The following is a 17978-nucleotide window of genomic DNA, read 5'->3' on the forward strand; positions in this document are numbered from 1 at the left end:
TCCCGCCGCAAGGGCGAGGACCCCACGGCGCGCTCCGGCGGTGCCGAACCCACGGCGACCCACCGCCCCATACGACGAGGGCGCCCGGCAGATCCGGGCGCCCTCGTCGTCGTACGGTCAGCCGTCAGCTCTTCTTACCGGCCGACTCGGCTTCGTCCTTGACCTCGGTCTTCACCTCAGAAGCCTCCGCCTCGGCCGCGCCCTTCGCTCCGGCGCCGCCGTCGTCCTTGACCTCGGACTCATCCTTGACCTTGACCTTGGCCTCGGACTCATCCTTGGCCTTGGCCTCGTCCTTGGCCTTGGCCTCGTCCTTGGCTTTGACCTCGGACTCATCCTTGGTCGCGTCCTCCGACTTGCCCTCGTCCCCGGAGACCTCCTCGGCCTCACCGCCGGAGGCACCTTCACCGCCGGAGGCACCCGGCTCCACGACCGCCTCGCGCCCCGGCCGCTTCTTCGCCGAGACCACGAGGTACGTCACCGCGAGCAGGAACACGACCAGCGCGGTCCAGTCGTTCAGCCTCAGGCCCAGGATGTGGTGGGCGTCGTCGACGCGCATGTACTCGATCCACGCGCGGCCCACGCAGTACGCGGCGACGTACAGCGCGAAGGCCCGCCCGTGCCCCAGCTTGAAGCGCCGGTCGGCCCAGAGGACGAGGAGGGCGACGCCGACGCACCACAGCGACTCGTAGAGGAACGTCGGGTGGTAGTAGCCGGGCACCCGGCCGTCCGCCGAGGACGTGATGTGCAGGGCCCAGGGGAGGTCGGTCTCCTTGCCGTACAGCTCCTGGTTGAACCAGTTGCCCCAGCGGCCGATCGCCTGGGCGAGGGCGATGCCGGGCGCGATGGCGTCGGCGTACGCGGGCAGGGCGATGCCCCGGCGACGACAGCCGATCCACGCGCCCACCGCGCCGAGCGCGATCGCGCCCCAGATGCCGAGGCCGCCCTCCCAGACCTTGAAGGCGTCCACCCAGTCGCGGCCCTCGCTGAAGTACAGCTCGTAGTCCGTGATCACGTGGTAGAGCCGGCCGCCGACCAGCCCGAAGGGCACCGCCCAGACGGCGATGTCGGCCACCGTTCCGGCCTGCCCGCCCCGGGCGACCCAGCGCCTGTTGCCGAGCCAGACCGCGACGAAGACGCCGATGATGATGCAGAACGCGTAGCCGCGCAGCGGAATGGGGCCGAGGTACAGCACCCCGTGCGACGGGCTGGGAATGTAGGCAAGTTCCATGGCAAGGTCGACGCTACCGTGCCGGACCGGGCCGACGGCAGGCAGCCCGGCTACGGCTCCATAACGGGCGGGTGTGAATGGGCCTTACCCCTCGTCACCCTTTGTCGGCCTCCTCCACCATCTGCTTCAGCTTCGCCGGCGTCATCGACTGGTCCGCGTAGATGTTCTTGCCGTTGAACAGCACGGTCGGGGTACCGCCGAAGTGGCCGTTCTGGAAGGCCTGGTTGGACTTCACGACCCAGCTGTTGTGCGTGCCGTCCTCGACACAGGTGCGAAACGCGGGCGTGTCCAGGCCGTCGACCTTGGCCGCGAGCTCGAGGAGCTTGCTGCTCTTGGCGTAGGTGTCCTTCGTTTCCTCCGGCTGGTTCTCGTAGAGAACGTCGTGGTAGGCCTGGAACTTTCCGGCGTCCTGGGCGCAGGCCGCCGCGTTCGCCGCGTCTCGGGAGCCGCTGCCGCCCATGTTGCCGTCGATGAGGGTGGCCAGGTGGTACTCGACCTTGAGCTTTCCGGCGTCCGTCAGCTCGTGGATCGTGGTGCGGTACGCCGACTCGAAGGCCTTGCAGGCCGGGCAGCGGAAGTCCTCCCACACCGTCAGCGTGGACTTCGCGCTCTCCTGGCCGACGGGGACCGTCAGGGCGTCCTTGCCGTTGGCCCCGGAGGGCGCCACGACCGGGCCCGCCTTGTCACTGCTGCCGTCGTCCTTGCCGGAGTTCGCGGCGACGACGCCGATCACCGCCGCCAGGCCCAGGACGCAGATGACGCTCGACGCGACGATCAGCGTCCGTCGCCGCCGTTCCGCCGCCTTCTGCTTCTCTCGCTCGACCGCCAGCCGCTCCCTGGCGGTGCGCTTTCCCGCACGATTCTTCTCGCTCACACCCCCAGAACGAACCGGGGAGGCGCATTGCGCCTCCCCGACCCCAGGTCCACCCGTTCGAGTGACCTGTATGAAATGTCCCGATCCGTTACGCCTGTCCGCGCACGCCCTTGGCCAGCTCGCCCGCGAGCGCGCGCACGGCCTCGACGCCGGCCGCGTCGTCCGGCGCTTCCAGCATCCGCTTGACGAAGGCCGAGCCGACGATCACGCCGTCGGCGAAGCCGGCCACCTCGGCGGCCTGCCTGGCGTCGGAGACGCCGAGGCCGACGCAGACGGGCAGGCCGGTGCCGGTGGCCCGGGTCCGCTCGACCAGGTCATGGGCCTGCGCGCCCACCGACTCACGGGTGCCGGTGACACCCATCAGCGAGGCCGCGTAGACGAAGCCGCTGCCCGCCTCGGTGATCTGCGCGAGCCGCGCGTCCTTGCTGCTCGGCGCCACGACGAAGACCGTCGCGAGGCCGTGCTTCTCGGCGTGCTCCCTCCACAGTGCCGACTCCTGCACCGGCAGGTCGGGCAGGATGCAGCCCGCGCCGCCCGCCTCGGCCAGCTCGGCGGTGAACCGCTCGACGCCGTAGCGGTCGATGGGGTTCCAGTAGGTCATGACGAGGATCGGCTTCCCGGTGGCCTCGAACGCCTCGCGGACCGTGCGCATGACGTCCGCGATGCGCACCCCGCCGCGCAGGGCGATGTCGTCGGCGGTCTGGATGACCGGGCCGTCGAGGACGGGGTCGCTGTGCGGCAGACCCACCTCGACGACGTCGGCGCCGCCGTCGATGACGGCCTTGATCGCCTCGATGCCGCCGTCCACGGTCGGGAACCCGGCCGGAAGGTAGGCGATGAGGGCGGAACGGCCCTCGGCCCTGGCCGCCGCGAGGGTGTCCGACAGCAGCTGAATGTTCCCGCTCACTTGGCGTCCCCCTCGATCTCGGCGGTGCCGGCGGCGCCCGCCGCAACCTCGGCGTCCACGCCGTTGTCGTACAGCCCGAAGTAGCGGGCGGCGGTGTCCATGTCCTTGTCGCCGCGGCCGGACAGGTTGACGATGATCAGCCCGTCCTTGCCGAGCTCCTTGCCGACCTCCAGGGCACCGGCCAGCGCGTGCGCGCTCTCGATGGCCGGGATGATGCCCTCGGTGCGCGACAGCAGACGCAGCGCCTGCATGGCCGCGTCGTCGGTGACCGCGCGGTACTCGCCGCGGCCGGTGTCCTTGAGGTACGAGTGCTCGGGGCCGATGCCCGGATAGTCCAGGCCCGCCGAGATGGAGTACGGCTCGGTGATCTGGCCCTCGTCGTCCTGCAGGACGTAGGAGCGGGAACCGTGCAGGATGCCCGGCTCGCCCGCGGTCAGCGTCGCCGCGTGCTCGCCGGTCTCGATGCCGTGGCCTGCCGGCTCGCAGCCGATCAGCCGGACGGAGGCGTCCGGGATGAAGGCGTGGAAGAGGCCGATGGCGTTGGAGCCACCACCTACGCAGGCGACGGCGGCGTCGGGCAGCCGTCCGGCGCGCTCCAGGATCTGGCGGCGGGCCTCGACGCCGATGACGCGGTGGAAGTCGCGGACCATCGCCGGGAAGGGGTGCGGTCCCGCGACCGTGCCGAACAGGTAGTGGGTGTGGTCGACGTTGGCGACCCAGTCGCGGAACGCCTCGTTGATGGCGTCCTTCAGGGTGCGGCTGCCGGACTTCACGGCCACGACCTCGGCGCCCAGCATGCGCATCCGGGCCACGTTGAGGGCCTGGCGCTGGGTGTCGATCTCGCCCATGTAGATCGTGCACTCGAGCCCGAACAGGGCGCAGGCGGTGGCCGTGGCCACGCCGTGCTGTCCGGCGCCGGTCTCGGCGATCACGCGCGTCTTGCCCATGCGCTTGGTGAGCAGCGCCTGGCCGAGCACGTTGTTGATCTTGTGGGAGCCGGTGTGGTTGAGATCCTCGCGCTTGAGGAACACCCGGGCGCCACCGGCGTGTTCGGCGAACCGCGGCACCTCGGTGAGGGAGCTGGGCCGTCCCGTGTAGTGGACGAGCAGGTCGTCGAGCTCGCGGGCGAACTCGGGGTCGTGCTTGGCCTTGTCGTACTCGACGGCCACCTCGTCGACGGCGGCGACGAGGGCCTCCGGGATGAACTTGCCGCCGAACGCGCCGAAGTAGCCCTCGGTGGTGGGGACTTGGCCCTCGGGGTCGGGGATGAAGAACTCGCTGGGCATGCGGAAACCTCACGGTGAGTTGTGTGAAAACCAATCGCCGTGGGGGCGGAGCTCGTCGGACGGCCTCAGGCCGTGTGTGCCTGGTCGCGCCCGCGCGGCGGCAGCCGCGGATCGGACAGAGCCCCGCGCCCCGTACAGGTCGGCCATCGCATGCCGTTGACCTGCCCGGGTTCGTCCCCGATGACGTACCGCACCCGTCGACCGTGTACGCGCCGTGCGGGCGCGCGGCAGCCACGGGGGCGGCAGCCGCGCGCGAGGCGGGCGTACCGGTCCGTGGCGGTCGCGGGGGTCGTCGGAGTCATCGGGGCAAGCCTAGCGGGAGATCAGCCGCGGCCGTGGCGCAGTGCGGGGTGTTCGCCCGCCGCCACCAGGTCGGCGACCGCCGTCTTGGGGTCGCGGCCCGTCACCAGGGACTCGCCGACCAGCACCGCGTCGGCGCCGGCGTTGGCGTACGCGATGAGGTCGTGCGGGCCCCGGACGCCGGACTCGGCGATCTTGACGATGTGGGCGGGGATCTCGGGGGCGACGCGCTCGAAGGTGCCGCGGTCGACCTCGAGGGTCTTCAGGTTGCGCGCGTTGACACCGATGACCTTGGCGCCCGCGTCGACAGCGCGCTCCACCTCGTCCTCGTCGTGGACCTCGACGAGCGGGGTGAGGCCGATGGAGACGGCGCGCTCGATCAGCGACTCCAGGGCCGACTGCTCGAGGGCTGCCACGATGAGCAGCGCGAGGTCGGCACCGTATGCGCGGGCCTCCCACAGCTGGTACGAGGTGACGATGAAGTCCTTGCGCAGCACGGGGATGTCCACGCGCGCGCGCACCGCTTCGAGGTCGGCCAGCGAGCCGCCGAAGCGGCGCTGTTCGGTGAGGACGGAGATGACGGCCGCGCCGCCCGCCTCGTAGTCGGCGGCCAGGCCGGCGGGGTCGGCGATGGCGGCCAGCGCGCCCTTGGACGGGCTGGAGCGCTTGACCTCGCAGATGACCTTGACGCCGTCGCCGCGGAGGGCGGCCACACCGTCCTTGGCGGCAGGGGCCTTCGCCGCGCGCTCCTTGAGCTCGTCGAGGCTGACGCGCGCCTGCCGCTCCGCGAGGTCGGCACGGACTCCGTCGATGATCTCGTCGAGCACACTCACGCGAGCGGCCCCCTTCCGGCAACCGGTGGAACACGATGGTCACTGTGATGGTATCCGGAGGAAGGCGAAGGCCTCACATCCGGTTGACGGCGGTCCCACTACCTGGACATTCGCCGGTTGATCAAGGATGTAGCCAGCCGCCGAACGGCGTGTTCCGGACAACCGTGAAGACCAGCAGCGACGCGCCCAGTGCCCAGAGCTGCACCGAGGTGAGGTCGACGCGCACGCGGCGTCCGCGCGCCACGCGGACCACCCAGACGGTCCACACCACCGCGAAGCCCAGGTAGGCGGCGACGGCCATCGCGTTGTCCTGGAGGGCGGCCTGGAAGTCCCCGTGCACGAAGGCGTGGGCGCTGCGCAGGCCGCCGCATCCGGGGCAGTACAGGCCCGTGTAGCGCAGGAGCGGGCAGACCGGGTAGTGGCCGGGCTCGTTGGGGTCGACGGTCCCGACGTAGGCGAAGGCGCCGACGACGGCCGCGAGGATCCCGGCGGGCACGGCGAGTCGTCCCAGGGTGGTAGACGTCACCCTCTGGCTGTCGGTGTTCACGCCTCGCATTGTGCCCCGACGGGGCGCCACGCGCGCGTGAGGGGCGGCCGGTTGCGCACCGGCCGCCCCTCACGACGTCGTACGGGACTCAGCCCTCGACGCTCGCCGGCTCGGGGGTCGCCGCGACCCGGTGCACCGGGTGCGCTTCCTTCGGCTGGCCCAGGCCCGCGGCGCGCATGGCGACGCCGACGACACCGCCGAGGACCACGATCGCCATGCCGGCCCAGAAGCCGAGCGGCTCGGCCATCACCATGAACATGCCCGCGACGGTGAAACCGATGAAGGCGATGGTGACACCGGTCCAGGCGGCCGGGGTGTGTCCGTGGCTGCTGCCCGCCATGACTTGCTCCTCATTGCTGTCTCTGTGTCCGTCCGAGCCGGACGCTCGTCGTCCATTGTCCCGTACGCACACGCGTACCGGACGCGGGGGTGGGATCCGGTCGCGTCTGATTCACCACATCGGGAACCGGAGACGGCGACCTGGTCAGGCCGGGTCCATGCCCGTCGGGTCCTCGCCGCGGTCCAGGGCCTTCCACATGTCCTCGGGCCGGTCGGGGTCGACGGGCCCGGGTGCGCGCCGGGGGCGCGGGGTGCCGTCGCGTTCGTAGCGGCCGGACATGGCGGGCCACAGGCGGCCGTAGCGCAGCGCCAGCAGGCCGGCCAGGAGGATCAGGGCGCCGCCCACGGCCGCCGCGTAGGGCCAGGCGGTATGGCTGAAGGAGGCGACGGTGGCCGAGGTGTCGCCGGAGACCTTCGCGGCCTGCTCGTCGAGCGCGGAGCCGTCGGACGCGCCGAGCAGGGCGGCGGTCGTGATCCCGGCGCCGGAGAGCGCGAGGAGGGCGGAGACCGCGAAGCGGCCGGCCCTGCGGACGGCGAAGACGGCGACGAGCGCGGCGAGGCCCACTATGGCGAGCGCCGCGGGCACGCCCGTGACGTCACTGCCCTTGGCGGTCAGGGGGAAGGCGCCGCCGGCCACCGTCGCCGTGCCCTCCGACCAGCGCTGTCGGGTGGCCAGCAGGGCCACGGCCGCGCCCAGCGCACCGCACAGCAGGGCGACGGCGAGGCTCCGGCGGCCGGACCGGGCGGCGGCGTCGGATGCGGATCGGGAGTGAGGAACAGCAGTCACGTACCCCACTATCGCCTGAACCCCGGGCGAACCGTCACCCGGGGCTCACGTGAGACGCGTCCTATTGTGCGGGAGGTCGTCCGGAAAGCGCCCTACTCTCCGAGCCGGTTGGCCGTGTGGACGGCGCGCAGGACCGCCGCGGCCTTGTTGCGGCACTCCTGGTCCTCGGCGACCGGGTCGGAGTCGGCGACGATGCCCGCGCCGGCCTGGACGTAGGCCGTGCCGTCGCGCAGCAGGGCGGTGCGGATGGCGATGGCGGTGTCGGAGTCGCCCGCGAAGTCCAGATAGCCCACGCAGCCGCCGTACAGGCCGCGGCGGGACGGCTCCAGTTCGTCGATGATCTGCATGGCGCGCGGCTTGGGGGCGCCGGAGAGGGTGCCGGCGGGGAAGCACGCGGTGAGGACGTCGAACGCGGTGCGGCCCGTCGCGACCTTGCCGGTGACCGTGGAGACGATGTGCATGACGTGCGAGTACCGCTCGACGGACATGAAGTCGACGACCTCGACCGAGCCCGGCTCGCAGACCCGCCCCAGGTCGTTGCGGCCCAGGTCGACCAGCATGAGGTGCTCGGCGCGTTCCTTGGGGTCGGCGAGCAGTTCGTCGGCGAGGGCCTGGTCCTCCTGCGGGGTGGCCCCGCGGTGCCGGGTGCCGGCGATGGGGTGGACCATGGCCTGTCCGTCCGCGACCTTGACGAGCGCCTCGGGGCTGGACCCCACGACATCGAAGCCGTCGAAGCGGAACAGGTACATGTACGGGGAGGGGTTGGTGGCCCTCAGCACCCGGTACACGTCCAACGCGGTTGCCGTGCACGGGGTCTCGAAGCGCTGGGACGGGACGACCTGGAAGGCCTCGCCCGCGCGGATGCGCTCCTTGACGTCCTCGACGGCGCGCTGGAAGTCGGGGCCGCCCCAGAGCGCGGTGTACTCGGGGAGCTCGGAGGGCGGGAGCACGGCGGGCGGCTGGGCGACCGCGCGGGACAGGTCCGCCTCCATGGCGTCCAGGCGGGCGACCGCGTCCGCGTAGGCCTCGTCGACGCCCGTGTCGAGGTCGTTGTGGTTGATCGCGTTGGCGATCAGCAGGACGGAGCCCTCCCAGTGGTCCATGACGGCGAGGTCGCTGGTCAGGAGCATGGTCAGTTCGGGCAGCTTGAGGTCGTCGCGCTCGCCGGGGCCGATCTTCTCCAGACGGCGCACGATGTCGTAGCCGAGGTAGCCGACCATGCCGCCGGTGAACGGCGGCATGCCCTCCTGGTGGGGGGTGTGCAGGGCCTCGATGGTGGCGCGCAGGGCGGCGAGCGGGTCGCCGTCCGTGGGGACGCCGACGGGCGGGGTGCCGAGCCAGTGGGCCTGGCCGTCGAACGCGGTGAGCGTGGCGGCGCTGCGGACGCCGACGAAGGAGTACCGGGACCAGGAGCGGCCGTTCTCCGCGGACTCCAGCAGGAAGGTGCCGGTGCGCTCGGCGGCGAGCTTGCGGTAGAGCGCGACCGGGGTGTCGCCGTCGGCGAGGAGCTTGCGGGTGACCGGAATGACACGGCGGTCGCCGGCCAGCTTGCGGAACGTCTCGAGGTCCATGGCGGCTGACCTTACTGATCCGAGGCCGGTACGCCGGAATCGGCGTTCTCGATCAGGACATCGGCGTCGAAGCAGGTGCGCGCGCCGGTGTGGCAGGCGGCGCCGACCTGGTCGACCTTGACGAGCACGGTGTCGGCGTCGCAGTCCAGAGCGACCGACTTGACCCACTGGAAGTGGCCGGAAGTGTCGCCCTTGACCCAGTACTCCCGGCGGCTGCGCGACCAGTAGGTGCAGCGGCCGGTGGTGAGCGTGCGGTGCAGCGCCTCGTCGTCCATCCAGCCGAGCATGAGCACCTCACCGGTGTCGTACTGCTGGGCGATGGCGGGGACGAGCCCGTCGGCGCTGCGCTTGAGGCGCGCGGCGATCTCGGGGTCCAGGCTGCTGGGCGGAGGCGTGCTGGTCATGGGTGCCATTCTGCCGCGTGCCACTGACAGTGACCGGGTGGTGTCCACTGATTGGAAGGGGGCGGCGCGATGGGGGTCCCCCAGGCCCCCGGCTCTGGGGGAGCGTCGGTGAGGGGTGGTGGCCGGGCGACGGGTGGGCGGACTCACGCCACCGCCGTAGGCTGACTGCATGTCGACTTTCGCCAAGCGTGAACGGCTTCTGCTCGCCGACCTCTTGGAGACCGCGGGTCCCGAGGCGCCGACCCTCTGCGAGGGCTGGCGGACCCGGGACCTCGCCGCGCACGTGGTGGTGCGCGAGCGCCGCCCGGACGCCGCCGGCGGCATCCTGATCAAGCAGCTCGCGTCCCGTCTGGACAAGGTGATGGAGGAGTTCGCGGCCAAGCCGTACGAGGAGCTCATCCAGCTGATCAGGACCGGCCCGCCGCGCTTCTCGCCCTTCCAGCTCAAGCAGATCGACGAGGCGTCGAACACGATCGAGTTCTACGTCCACACCGAGGACGTCCGCCGCGCCCAGCCGGACTGGGCGCCGCGTGAGCTCGACCCGGTCTTCCAGGACGCCCTGTGGTCCCGGCTGGAGCGCACCGCCCGCCTGATGGGCCGCGGCACCCCGACGGGCCTGGTTCTGCGCCGCGCGGACGGCCGTACGGCGGTCGCCAACCGGGGCACGCCGGTGGTGACGGCGACCGGGGAGCCGTCGGAGCTGCTGCTGTTCCTGTACGGCCGGCAGAGCGCCGCCAAGGTGGAGCTCGTGGGCGAGGAGGACGCGATCGCCAAGCTGCACAGCGGCAAGCAGCTCGGGATCTGACAGGCGGGCCCCGGGCTTCGAGACGCGTCTGCACATGGATCTCGGCGGTGGCACGCCGCTGGGCCCCTTGGGGCACGCCCGAAGGGGCCCAGCAGAACCTTTCACGCAGGCGCCGCAGGAGCAGGGGCCGTCCGTGACGGCCGTCCTGGGCGACACGGTGGGCAACCTGGTGCGGCCGGCTCAGCCGTAGGAACGAGGCCGGGAAGGCCAGGAAGGCCACAGAGAGGCCGCAGAGGGAAGGCGGGCGAGGTCAGCGCGGGAGTTCGGCGCGGCGCAGACCGGGGACGCACAGGGCCACGATCCCGCCGAGTCCGCAGACCGCGGCGCTGACGACGAACACGGGGCCGGTGCCCCAGGCGCCGATGGCCGCGGCCGACAGCGGCATGCTGAGCGGTGTGAGACCGAGGCTGACGAGGCTGGAGACGGCGGTGACGCGGCCCAGGTACGCGGGGTCGGCCTGGGTCTGCAGCAGCGCGCCGCACAGGGCGCCGCTGAGGCCGGCGAGGAGCCCGATCAGCAGGGCCGTGCCGACGGCGGCGGCGACCGTCGGCGCGTACGCGAGGGCGCCGATGGCCAGCGAACCCGCCAGGATCGACCAGCCGGCCACCTGCCCGGCGCGCGGGAGTCGCCCCCGCAGGGTCAGCAGCAGCGAAGCGGCGCCCGCGCCGACGCCGAACCCGCAGAGCACCCAGCCCATGCCGGAGGCCCCCCATCCGCGTTCGTCGGCCAGCAGGGTCAGGCCCACGTTGAGCGGTCCGACGAAACCGAGGTCGCCGAGGGCGATGGCCGCCATCAGCGGGGCGAGGACACGGTGGCGGCGGATGTACCCCAGACCGGCCACCAGGTCGGCCCAGGCGGTCGCGTTCCGCGCGCCTGTGCCGTCGGCGTCGTCGGCGTCGTCGGCGTCGTCCGGCGGAAGGTCTCGTATCCGCACGCAGAGCAGCAGGGGCACCGACACCGCGATGAGCAGCCCGGCGAGCCCGAACGCGGCCGCCGCCCCGCCCGCCGCCACGCCGAGGCCGCCGAGCGGGGCGCCTACGACGCTCGCGAACCGGATCGCCAGTCCCCGCATGCCCTGCACGCGCGCGAGCTGATCACGACGCGTCACGCGCGCGGGCAGGGCGCCCACGGCCGGCACGAACACGGCGTCGACGGCACCGAAGACCAGCGCCAGCAGGGCCAGCGCCCACAGGCCGGGGGCGGTCGCGTACAGCAGCGCGGCCACGGCGAGGACGGCCGCGCAGCGCACGGCGTCGCTGCCGATGACGACCCGGCGCGGTCCCAGCCGGTCGGCGATCACTCCCCCGCCCAGCATCAGCAGGGCCCGTGGCACGGCGCTCGCCGTCATCACGAGCCCGGCCTGTGAGGGTGTACCGGCCTGCACGGCGGCCCACGACAGGGCGATGTAGTAGACGCTGTCGCCGACCATCGAGGCGGTGTAGGCGGCGAGCCAGCGCAGCACGTTGGGGTCGCGGTGGGCGGGGAGCTCGGGCGCGATCGGTTGAGCGGTCTCGTGCGCGGTGACAGTCACGGGCGGCCTCTCTCAGATCCGGAACGGGAACGCGTACGTGTGCACCGAGACGTTCTCGCGGCCTTCGGTGTCGCCTGCGGCGTCGGCGGCCCGGCCCTGCTCGTCGTACTTGCGCAGGAGCGCGAGCATCTCCTTGTTGAGCTCGGCCAGTTCGTCCGCCGTGAGGCGCACCGTGGCCTCGGCGGACTCGGCGGCCCGGTTCCACTCGGGGCCCCAGTGGGCCCGCTCGTCCAGCCAGCGCCGGTACATGTCCATGCGCTGTTCGGCGAAGAACCTGCTGGCCGCCGTGTGGGCGGCCGCCTTCTCCGGGGCGTCGCGGAAGTCCTCGTCGCGGATGCTCACTCCGTCGGAGGCGAGCTGCCACCAGCGTTCGCGGCCGTCCCCGCTCTGCGGCTGGGCCTCCTCGATCAGGCCGTGCTCGGCGAGCTTGCGCAGGTGGTAGCTGACCAGCGAGACGGCCTCGTCGACCTGCTCGGCGAGCTGGGAGGCGGTGGCGACCCGGGCGACCGTCAGCCCCCGGTACAGCTTCATCCGCAGGGGGTGGGCGAGCGCCTTGAGCGTGCCCAGGTCCGTGATCCGGCGGTCTCTCTCCTTGCCTGTCATGCCACCACGGTAGATACGAAAGAAAAGTTGCGCAATCTATTTTGCGCAACTTCTCTTTCGTATCCCGTCATGAGTAAGCCCCGACCACCAGGCGGCCGGGGCTTGCCTCACGTCACCACACGCCTCCAGGCGTCATCGCACCGGGTGCCCCGCGCGCCGCAGGGCGTCCTTCACTTCCCCGATCCGCAGGTCCCCGAAGTGGAACACCGACGCGGCCAGCACCGCGTCCGCACCCGCCTCGACGGCCGGCGGGAAGTCGGCGAGCCGGCCGGCGCCGCCGGAGGCGATCACCGGGACCGTCACGTGCCCCCGCACGGCGGCGATCATCTCCAGGTCGTAGCCGTCCTTGGTGCCGTCGGCGTCCATCGAGTTGAGCAGGATCTCGCCCGCGCCCAGCTCGGCCGCCCGGTGCGCCCACTCGATCGCGTCGATGCCGGTGCCCTTGCGACCGCCGTGAGTGGTCACCTCGAAGCTCCCCGAAGGGGTCCGCCGGGCGTCCACCGACAGCACCAGCACCTGGCTGCCGAACCGCTCGGCGATCTCCTTGATCAGCTCCGGGCGGGCGATCGCCGCAGTGTTCACGCCGACCTTGTCGGCGCCCGCCCGCAGCAGCTTGTCGACGTCCTCGGGCGTACGCACCCCGCCGCCGACGGTGAGCGGGATGAACACCTGTTCGGCGGTGCGGCGCACCACGTCGTACGTGGTCTCGCGGTTGCCCGACGAGGCGGTGATGTCCAGGAACGTCAGCTCGTCGGCGCCCTCGGCGTCGTAGACCTTGGCCATCTCGACGGGGTCGCCCGCGTCGCGCAGGTTCTGGAAGTTGACGCCCTTGACGACCCGGCCGTTGTCCACGTCCAGGCAGGGGATGACTCGCACCGCCAGGGTCATGACTGCACCCCTCGGAACGCCTCCACCTCGACCTCGACGACCAGACTCGGGTCCACGAAGCCGGAGACGATGATCATGGATGCGGCGGGCCGGACGGAGTCGAACAGCTCCTTGTGGGCGCGTCCGACGTCGTCCACGTCCCGCGCGTGGGTGATGTACATGCGCGTCCGCACCACGTCGTCACGCCCGAGACCCAGTTGCTCCAGCGCCGCGAACGCGACGTTGAAGGCGTTGACCGTCTGCTCGTAGGGGCCGCCCCCGGCGATCTCACCGTCCACTATCGACGTGCAGCCGGAGACCAGCACCAGCCCGTTCGGCAGCTCGACCGCGCGGGAGTAGCCGAAGGTCTCCTCCCAGGGCGCGCCCGTCGCGAGGCGTCGTACGTCGCTCACCGGGCCACCGCTTCCAGGGCCTCTTCCAAGGTGAACGCCTTGGCGTACAGGGCCTTCCCGACGATGGAGCCCTCGACGCCGAGGGGCACCAGTTCGGCGATGGCCCGCAGGTCGTCGAGGGACGACACGCCGCCCGACGCCACGATGGGCCGGTCCGTCGCCGCGCACACGTTCTTCAGCAGCTCCAGGTTCGGGCCCTGGAGCGTGCCGTCCTTGGCGATGTCGGTGACGACGTACCGCGCGCAGCCCTCCTTGTCGAGGCGCTCCAGCGTCTCGTAGAGGTCACCGCCGTCCCGGGTCCAGCCACGGCCGCGCAGGGTCGTGCCGCGGACGTCGAGGCCGACAGCGATCTTGTCGCCGTGCTCGGCGATGACCTTGGCGACCCACTCGGGCGTCTCCAGGGCGGCCGTGCCCAGGTTCACCCGGGTGCAGCCGGTGGCCAGGGCGGCGGCGAGGGTGTCGTCGTCGCGGATGCCGCCGGACAGCTCCACCTTGATGTGCAGTTCTTTCATGCGTTCGGCCACCTCGGCGATCAGCGCGCGGTTGTCGCCGGTGCCGAACGCGGCGTCCAGGTCGACCAGGTGCAGCCACTCGGCGCCCGAGCGCTGCCAGGCGAGGGCGGCCTCGAGGGGCGAACCGTAAGAAGTCTCCGTGCCCGACTCGCCGTGCACGAGGCGGACGGCCTGGCCGTCGCGGACGTCGACGGCGGGGAGGAGTTCGAGCTTGCTCACAGGGTTCCGATCCAGTTGGTGAGGAGCTGGGCTCCGGCGTCGCCGGACTTCTCGGGGTGGAACTGCGTGGCCCACAGGGCGCCGTTCTCCACGGCGGCCACGAACGGCTTGCCGTGTGTCGACCAGGTCACCTTCGGAGCGTGCATCAGCGGGTTGTGCACGTCCAGGGACCAGTCGTGGACGGCGTAGGAGTGCACGAAGTAGAAGCGCGCGTCCGCGTCCAGGCCGGCGAACAGCTCGGAGTCGGCCGGGGCGTCCACGGTGTTCCAGCCCATGTGGGGCACGATCTCGGCCTGGAGCGGCTCGACCGCGCCGGGCCACTCGTCCAGGCCCTCGGTCTCCACGCCGTGCTCGATGCCGCGCGCGAACAGGATCTGCATGCCGACACAGATACCCATCACCGGGCGTCCGCCGGACAGCCGACGGCCGATGATCCAGTCGCCGCGAGCCTCCTTCAGGCCCTTCATACAGGCGGCGAAGGCACCGACGCCGGGCACCAGCAGCCCGTCGGCGTTCATGGCCGTGTCGAAGTCACGCGTTATCTCGACCTCCGCCCCGGTGCGCGCAAGAGCACGCTCGGCGGAGCGGACGTTGCCGAAGCCGTAGTCGAAGACGACGACCTTCTTGGCTGCGCCGGTCAATTCCACACCTCCAGCCGCACCACGCCCGCGACGAGACACATCGCGGCGCCGATCGAGAGCAGCACGATCAGGCTCTTCGGCATCTGCTGCTTGACGAAGGAGTAGATGCCGCCGGCCAGGAAGAGGCCGACGACGATCAGGATGGTCGACAGTCCGGTCATGGCTTTACAGCGCGCCCTTCGTGGAGGGGAGGATGCCGGCCGCGCGCGGGTCACGCTCGGAGGCGTAGCGCAGGGCCCGGGCGAGCGCCTTGAACTGGCACTCCACGATGTGGTGCGCGTTGCGCCCGTACGGCACGTGCACGTGCAGCGCGATCTGCGCCTGGGCGACGAAGGACTCCAGGATGTGCCGGGTCATCGTGGTGTCGTACTCGCCGATCATCGGCGCCATGTTCTCGGGCTCGGTGTGCACGAGATACGGGCGGCCGGAGAGGTCGACGGTCACCTGGGCGAGGGACTCGTCCAGCGGGACGGTGCAGTTGCCGAAGCGGTAGATGCCCACCTTGTCGCCGAGGGCCTGCTTGAAGGCGGCGCCGAGCGCGAGGGCGGTGTCCTCGATGGTGTGGTGCGAGTCGATGTGCAGGTCGCCGTCGGTCTTCACGGTCAGGTCGAACAGACCGTGCCGGCCGAGCTGGTCGAGCATGTGGTCGTAGAAGCCGACACCGGTCGACACGTCGACCTTGCCGGTGCCGTCGAGGTTGATCTCGACGAGGACCGAGGTCTCCTTCGTCGTCCGCTCTATACGTCCTACGCGGCTCATGCGCTCTGCTCCTTCTTCACTTCACGGACCGCGTCGAGGAACGCGTCGTTCTCTTCGGGGGTTCCGGCGGTGACCCGCAGCCAGCCCGGTACGCCGTTGTCCCGGACCAGGACTCCCCGGTCGAGGATCTGCTGCCAGACGGCGTGGGCGTCGGCGAACCGCCCGAACTGCACGAAGTTGGCGTCGGACGCCGTGACCTCGTAACCGATCGCAAGCAGCTCGCTCACCAGCCGGTCCCGCTCCGACTTCAGCTGCTCGACGTACTTCAGCAGCGTGTCGGTGTGCTCCAGGGCGGCCAGCGCGGTCGCCTGGGTGACGGCCGACAGGTGGTACGGCAGCCGGACGAGCTGGACGGCGTCCACGACCGCCGGGTGCGCGGCGAGGTAGCCGAGGCGCAGGCCGGCCGCGCCGAAGGCCTTCGACATCGTCCGCGAGACGACGAGATTCGGCCGACCTTCGAGCAGCGGCAGCAGCGAGTCGCCGTGGCTGAACTCGATGTACGCCTCGTCGACGAAGACCATCGACGGCCCCGCGGCCTGCGCGGCCTCGTACAGCGCGAGGACCGTCTCGGCCGGGACCGCGGTGCCGGTGGGGTTGTTGGGGGTGGTGATGAAGACGACGTCGGGCCGGTGCTCGGCGATGGCCTTCTCGGCCGCCACGAGGTCGATGGTGAAGTCCTCGCCCCGGGGACCCGAGATCCATCCGGTGCCCGTGCCGCGCGCGATGAGCCCGTGCATCGAGTACGACGGCTCGAAGCCGATCGCCGTCCGGCCGGGTCCGCCGAAGGTCTGCAGCAGCTGCTGGATGACCTCGTTGGAGCCGTTGGCGGCCCAGACGTTGGCGAGCCCGACCTCGTACCCGGCGGTGTCCGTCAGGTACTTCGCGAGCCGCGTGCGCAGCTCCACCGCGTCCCGGTCGGGGTAGCGGTTGAGGTTGCGGGCCGCCTCGCGCACCCGCTCCACGATCCGCTCGACCAGCGGCTCGGGCAGCGGGTAGGGGTTCTCGTTGGTGTTCAGCCGTACGGGGACGTCCAGCTGGGGCGCGCCGTAGGGGGACTCGCCGCGCAGCTCGTCCCGTACGGGGAGATCGTCGATTCCGAAGCTCACTTGCTCGTCGGTACCTTCCAGTCGAACCGCGCCTTGATCGCCGCCCCGTGGGCCGGCAGGTCCTCCGCCTCCGCCAGCGTCACCACGTGGTGCGCGACCTCGGCCAGCGCGTCCTTCGTGTAGTCGACGATGTGGATGCCCCTGAGGAAGGACTGAACGGACAGCCCGGAGGAGTGGCAGGCGCAGCCGCCCGTCGGGAGCACGTGGTTGGACCCGGCCGCGTAGTCGCCCAGGGACACCGGCGCCCAGGGCCCGATGAAGATCGCGCCCGCGTTCTTGACCCGGTCGGCCACGGCGGCGGCGTCGGCCGTCTGGATCTCCAGGTGCTCGGCGCCGTACGCGTCGACGACCCGCAGGCCCTCGTCGATCCCGTCGACGAGCACGATCGCCGACTGCCGGCCCTCGAGGGCCGGGACGATCCGGTCGTCGATGTGCTTGGTCGCCGCGACCTGCGGCTCCAGCTCCTTCTCGACCGCGTCCGCCAGCTCGACGGAGTCGGTGACCAGCACCGCTGCCGCCAGCGGGTCGTGCTCGGCCTGGCTGATCAGGTCGGCGGCGACGTGCACCGGGTCGGCGGTGGAGTCCGCGAGGACCGCGATCTCGGTCGGGCCGGCCTCGGCGTCGATGCCGATCTTGCCGGTGAAGTACCGCTTGGCGGCGGCGACCCAGATGTTGCCGGGGCCGGTGACCATGTTGGCGGGCGCGCAGGACTCGGTGCCGTAGGCGAACATCGCGACGGCGGTCGCACCCCCGGCGGCGTACACCTCGTCGACGCCGAGCAGCGCGCACGCGGCGAGGATCGTCGGGTGCGGAAGGCCGCCGAACTCGGCCTGCGCCGGAGAGGCGAGCGCGATCGACTCGACGCCGGCCTCCTGGGCCGGTACGACGTTCATGACCACGGAGGACGGATAGACCGAGCGCCCGCCGGGCGCGTACAGCCCGACCCGCTCGACCGGCAGCCACTTCTCGGTCACGGAGCCGCCGGGCACGACCTGGGTCGTGTGCGTCGTCCGGCGCTGCTCGCGGTGGACGAGACGGGCGCGGCGGATGGACTCCTCCAGGGCCGCGCGCACCGCCGGGTCGAGCTGCTCCAGCGCGTCGGCGATGGCCCGGGCCGGGACCCGTACGGATTCCAGCCGCACCCCGTCGAACTTCTCGGCGAAGTCGATCAGCGCCGCGTCGCCCCGATGATGCACGGCCTCGCAGATCGGGCGCACCTTCTCCAGGGCGGCCGAGACGTCGAAGTCGGCTCGGGGCAGCAGGTCGCGCAGGGCGGGGCCCTCGGGGAGGGCATCGCCGCGCAGATCGATTCGGGAGATCACGCGGTCAATTCTCTCAGACCGGGCTCCGGGGTCGTCCGCGCGTATCAATGGCTGATACAGAACCTGGCCGGAACCCGGAAGATCAGGGGGGCTCGGGGGGGTCCCCCCAGAAGACACAGCACGT

The 17978-nt window shown here is 71.6% G+C and carries 22 protein-coding genes; 1 reads left to right on the top strand and 21 read right to left on the bottom strand.

The genetic code is table 11. From position 1 onward, the window contains the following. Positions 1–124: 124 nt before the first annotated feature. From lgt to hisI, 11 genes are all read right to left on the bottom strand, one after another. Entirely contained in the window at positions 125–1228 is a 1104-nt protein-coding gene (lgt, locus tag OG289_RS14365) for a prolipoprotein diacylglyceryl transferase (RefSeq protein ID WP_327314391.1), read from the bottom strand. 94 nt (positions 1229–1322) lie between these two features. After that, positions 1323–2102 (bottom strand): DsbA family protein, encoded by a 780-nt coding sequence (locus OG289_RS14370; RefSeq protein WP_327314392.1) that lies wholly within the window; start codon positions 2100–2102, stop codon positions 1323–1325. An 88-nt stretch (positions 2103–2190) separates the two neighbouring features. Next, positions 2191–3009 carry a tryptophan synthase subunit alpha gene (gene trpA / locus OG289_RS14375; RefSeq protein ID WP_327314393.1) on the bottom strand — a complete coding sequence of 273 codons (819 nt, stop codon included), beginning with the start codon at positions 3007–3009 and terminating at the stop codon, positions 2191–2193. After that, positions 3006–4295: a tryptophan synthase subunit beta gene (trpB, locus tag OG289_RS14380; RefSeq protein ID WP_327314394.1), complete on the bottom strand. Its 1290-nt coding sequence runs from the start codon at positions 4293–4295 to the stop codon at positions 3006–3008. Before trpB ends, trpA begins: the two co-directional genes overlap by 4 nt. 65 nt (positions 4296–4360) lie before the next feature. Beyond that, on the bottom strand, positions 4361–4597 hold the full coding sequence (gene trpM, locus OG289_RS14385; protein WP_327314395.1) for a tryptophan biosynthesis modulator TrpM: 237 nt from the start codon (positions 4595–4597) through the stop codon (positions 4361–4363). Between the two features lie 21 nt (positions 4598–4618). Continuing rightward, a complete protein-coding gene (gene trpC, locus OG289_RS14390; protein ID WP_327314396.1) occupies positions 4619–5428 on the bottom strand; it encodes an indole-3-glycerol phosphate synthase TrpC in 810 nt (269 codons plus the stop codon). Positions 5429–5549: 121 nt separating this feature from the next. Further along, a complete protein-coding gene (locus tag OG289_RS14395) occupies positions 5550–5984 on the bottom strand; it encodes a DUF2752 domain-containing protein (RefSeq protein WP_327314397.1) in 435 nt (144 codons plus the stop codon). 79 nt (positions 5985–6063) lie between these two features. Next, positions 6064–6315 (bottom strand): HGxxPAAW family protein, encoded by a 252-nt coding sequence (locus OG289_RS14400; RefSeq protein ID WP_327314398.1) that lies wholly within the window; start codon positions 6313–6315, stop codon positions 6064–6066. 144 nt (positions 6316–6459) lie between these two features. Continuing rightward, a complete protein-coding gene (locus OG289_RS14405) occupies positions 6460–7110 on the bottom strand; it encodes a TIGR02234 family membrane protein (protein WP_327314399.1) in 651 nt (216 codons plus the stop codon). Positions 7111–7193: 83 nt separating this feature from the next. Next, the gene (locus OG289_RS14410) at positions 7194–8672 is read right to left on the bottom strand and encodes an anthranilate synthase component I (protein WP_327314400.1); all 1479 of its coding nucleotides are present in this window, start codon (positions 8670–8672) and stop codon (positions 7194–7196) included. An 11-nt stretch (positions 8673–8683) separates the two neighbouring features. After that, positions 8684–9076 carry a phosphoribosyl-AMP cyclohydrolase gene (gene hisI, locus OG289_RS14415; RefSeq protein ID WP_327314401.1) on the bottom strand — a complete coding sequence of 131 codons (393 nt, stop codon included), beginning with the start codon at positions 9074–9076 and terminating at the stop codon, positions 8684–8686. A gap of 169 nt (positions 9077–9245) precedes the next feature. On the opposite strand from hisI, the gene OG289_RS14420 reads away from it, so the two are divergent. Further along, positions 9246–9881, top strand: coding sequence for a TIGR03085 family metal-binding protein (locus OG289_RS14420; protein ID WP_327314402.1), 636 nt, complete (start codon positions 9246–9248; stop codon positions 9879–9881). A 250-nt stretch (positions 9882–10131) separates the two neighbouring features. Here the strand turns inward: OG289_RS14420 and OG289_RS14425 are convergent, their stop codons facing one another. The 10 genes from OG289_RS14425 to hisD form a co-directional block, all read right to left on the bottom strand. Continuing rightward, a complete protein-coding gene (locus tag OG289_RS14425; protein ID WP_327314403.1) occupies positions 10132–11412 on the bottom strand; it encodes an MFS transporter in 1281 nt (426 codons plus the stop codon). A 12-nt stretch (positions 11413–11424) separates the two neighbouring features. Beyond that, entirely contained in the window at positions 11425–12015 is a 591-nt protein-coding gene (locus OG289_RS14430) for an ArsR/SmtB family transcription factor (protein ID WP_327314404.1), read from the bottom strand. A 132-nt stretch (positions 12016–12147) separates the two neighbouring features. After that, complete coding sequence (hisF, locus tag OG289_RS14435; RefSeq protein WP_327314405.1) at positions 12148–12903, bottom strand: imidazole glycerol phosphate synthase subunit HisF; 756 nt, start codon at positions 12901–12903, stop codon at positions 12148–12150. Then, positions 12900–13295 carry a RidA family protein gene (locus OG289_RS14440; protein WP_327314406.1) on the bottom strand — a complete coding sequence of 132 codons (396 nt, stop codon included), beginning with the start codon at positions 13293–13295 and terminating at the stop codon, positions 12900–12902. The genes hisF and OG289_RS14440 overlap by 4 nt, the downstream gene beginning before the upstream one ends. Further along, positions 13292–14026 (bottom strand): bifunctional 1-(5-phosphoribosyl)-5-((5-phosphoribosylamino)methylideneamino)imidazole-4-carboxamide isomerase/phosphoribosylanthranilate isomerase PriA, encoded by a 735-nt coding sequence (gene priA, locus OG289_RS14445; RefSeq protein ID WP_327314407.1) that lies wholly within the window; start codon positions 14024–14026, stop codon positions 13292–13294. Before priA ends, OG289_RS14440 begins: the two co-directional genes overlap by 4 nt. After that, on the bottom strand, positions 14023–14673 hold the full coding sequence (gene hisH, locus OG289_RS14450) for an imidazole glycerol phosphate synthase subunit HisH (RefSeq protein WP_327314408.1): 651 nt from the start codon (positions 14671–14673) through the stop codon (positions 14023–14025). Before hisH ends, priA begins: the two co-directional genes overlap by 4 nt. Then, the gene (locus OG289_RS14455; RefSeq protein ID WP_280889399.1) at positions 14664–14828 is read right to left on the bottom strand and encodes a hypothetical protein; all 165 of its coding nucleotides are present in this window, start codon (positions 14826–14828) and stop codon (positions 14664–14666) included. The genes hisH and OG289_RS14455 overlap by 10 nt, the downstream gene beginning before the upstream one ends. A gap of 4 nt (positions 14829–14832) precedes the next feature. Then, positions 14833–15426 carry an imidazoleglycerol-phosphate dehydratase HisB gene (hisB, locus tag OG289_RS14460; RefSeq protein WP_133910108.1) on the bottom strand — a complete coding sequence of 198 codons (594 nt, stop codon included), beginning with the start codon at positions 15424–15426 and terminating at the stop codon, positions 14833–14835. Beyond that, complete coding sequence (locus OG289_RS14465; RefSeq protein WP_327314409.1) at positions 15423–16532, bottom strand: histidinol-phosphate transaminase; 1110 nt, start codon at positions 16530–16532, stop codon at positions 15423–15425. The genes hisB and OG289_RS14465 overlap by 4 nt, the downstream gene beginning before the upstream one ends. Then, on the bottom strand, positions 16529–17854 hold the full coding sequence (gene hisD / locus OG289_RS14470; protein ID WP_327314410.1) for a histidinol dehydrogenase: 1326 nt from the start codon (positions 17852–17854) through the stop codon (positions 16529–16531). Before hisD ends, OG289_RS14465 begins: the two co-directional genes overlap by 4 nt. Between the last annotated feature and the right edge of the window lie 124 nt (positions 17855–17978).

Source organism: Streptomyces sp. NBC_01235, from assembly GCF_035989285.1.
Classification (GTDB): Bacteria; Actinomycetota; Actinomycetes; order Streptomycetales; family Streptomycetaceae; genus Streptomyces.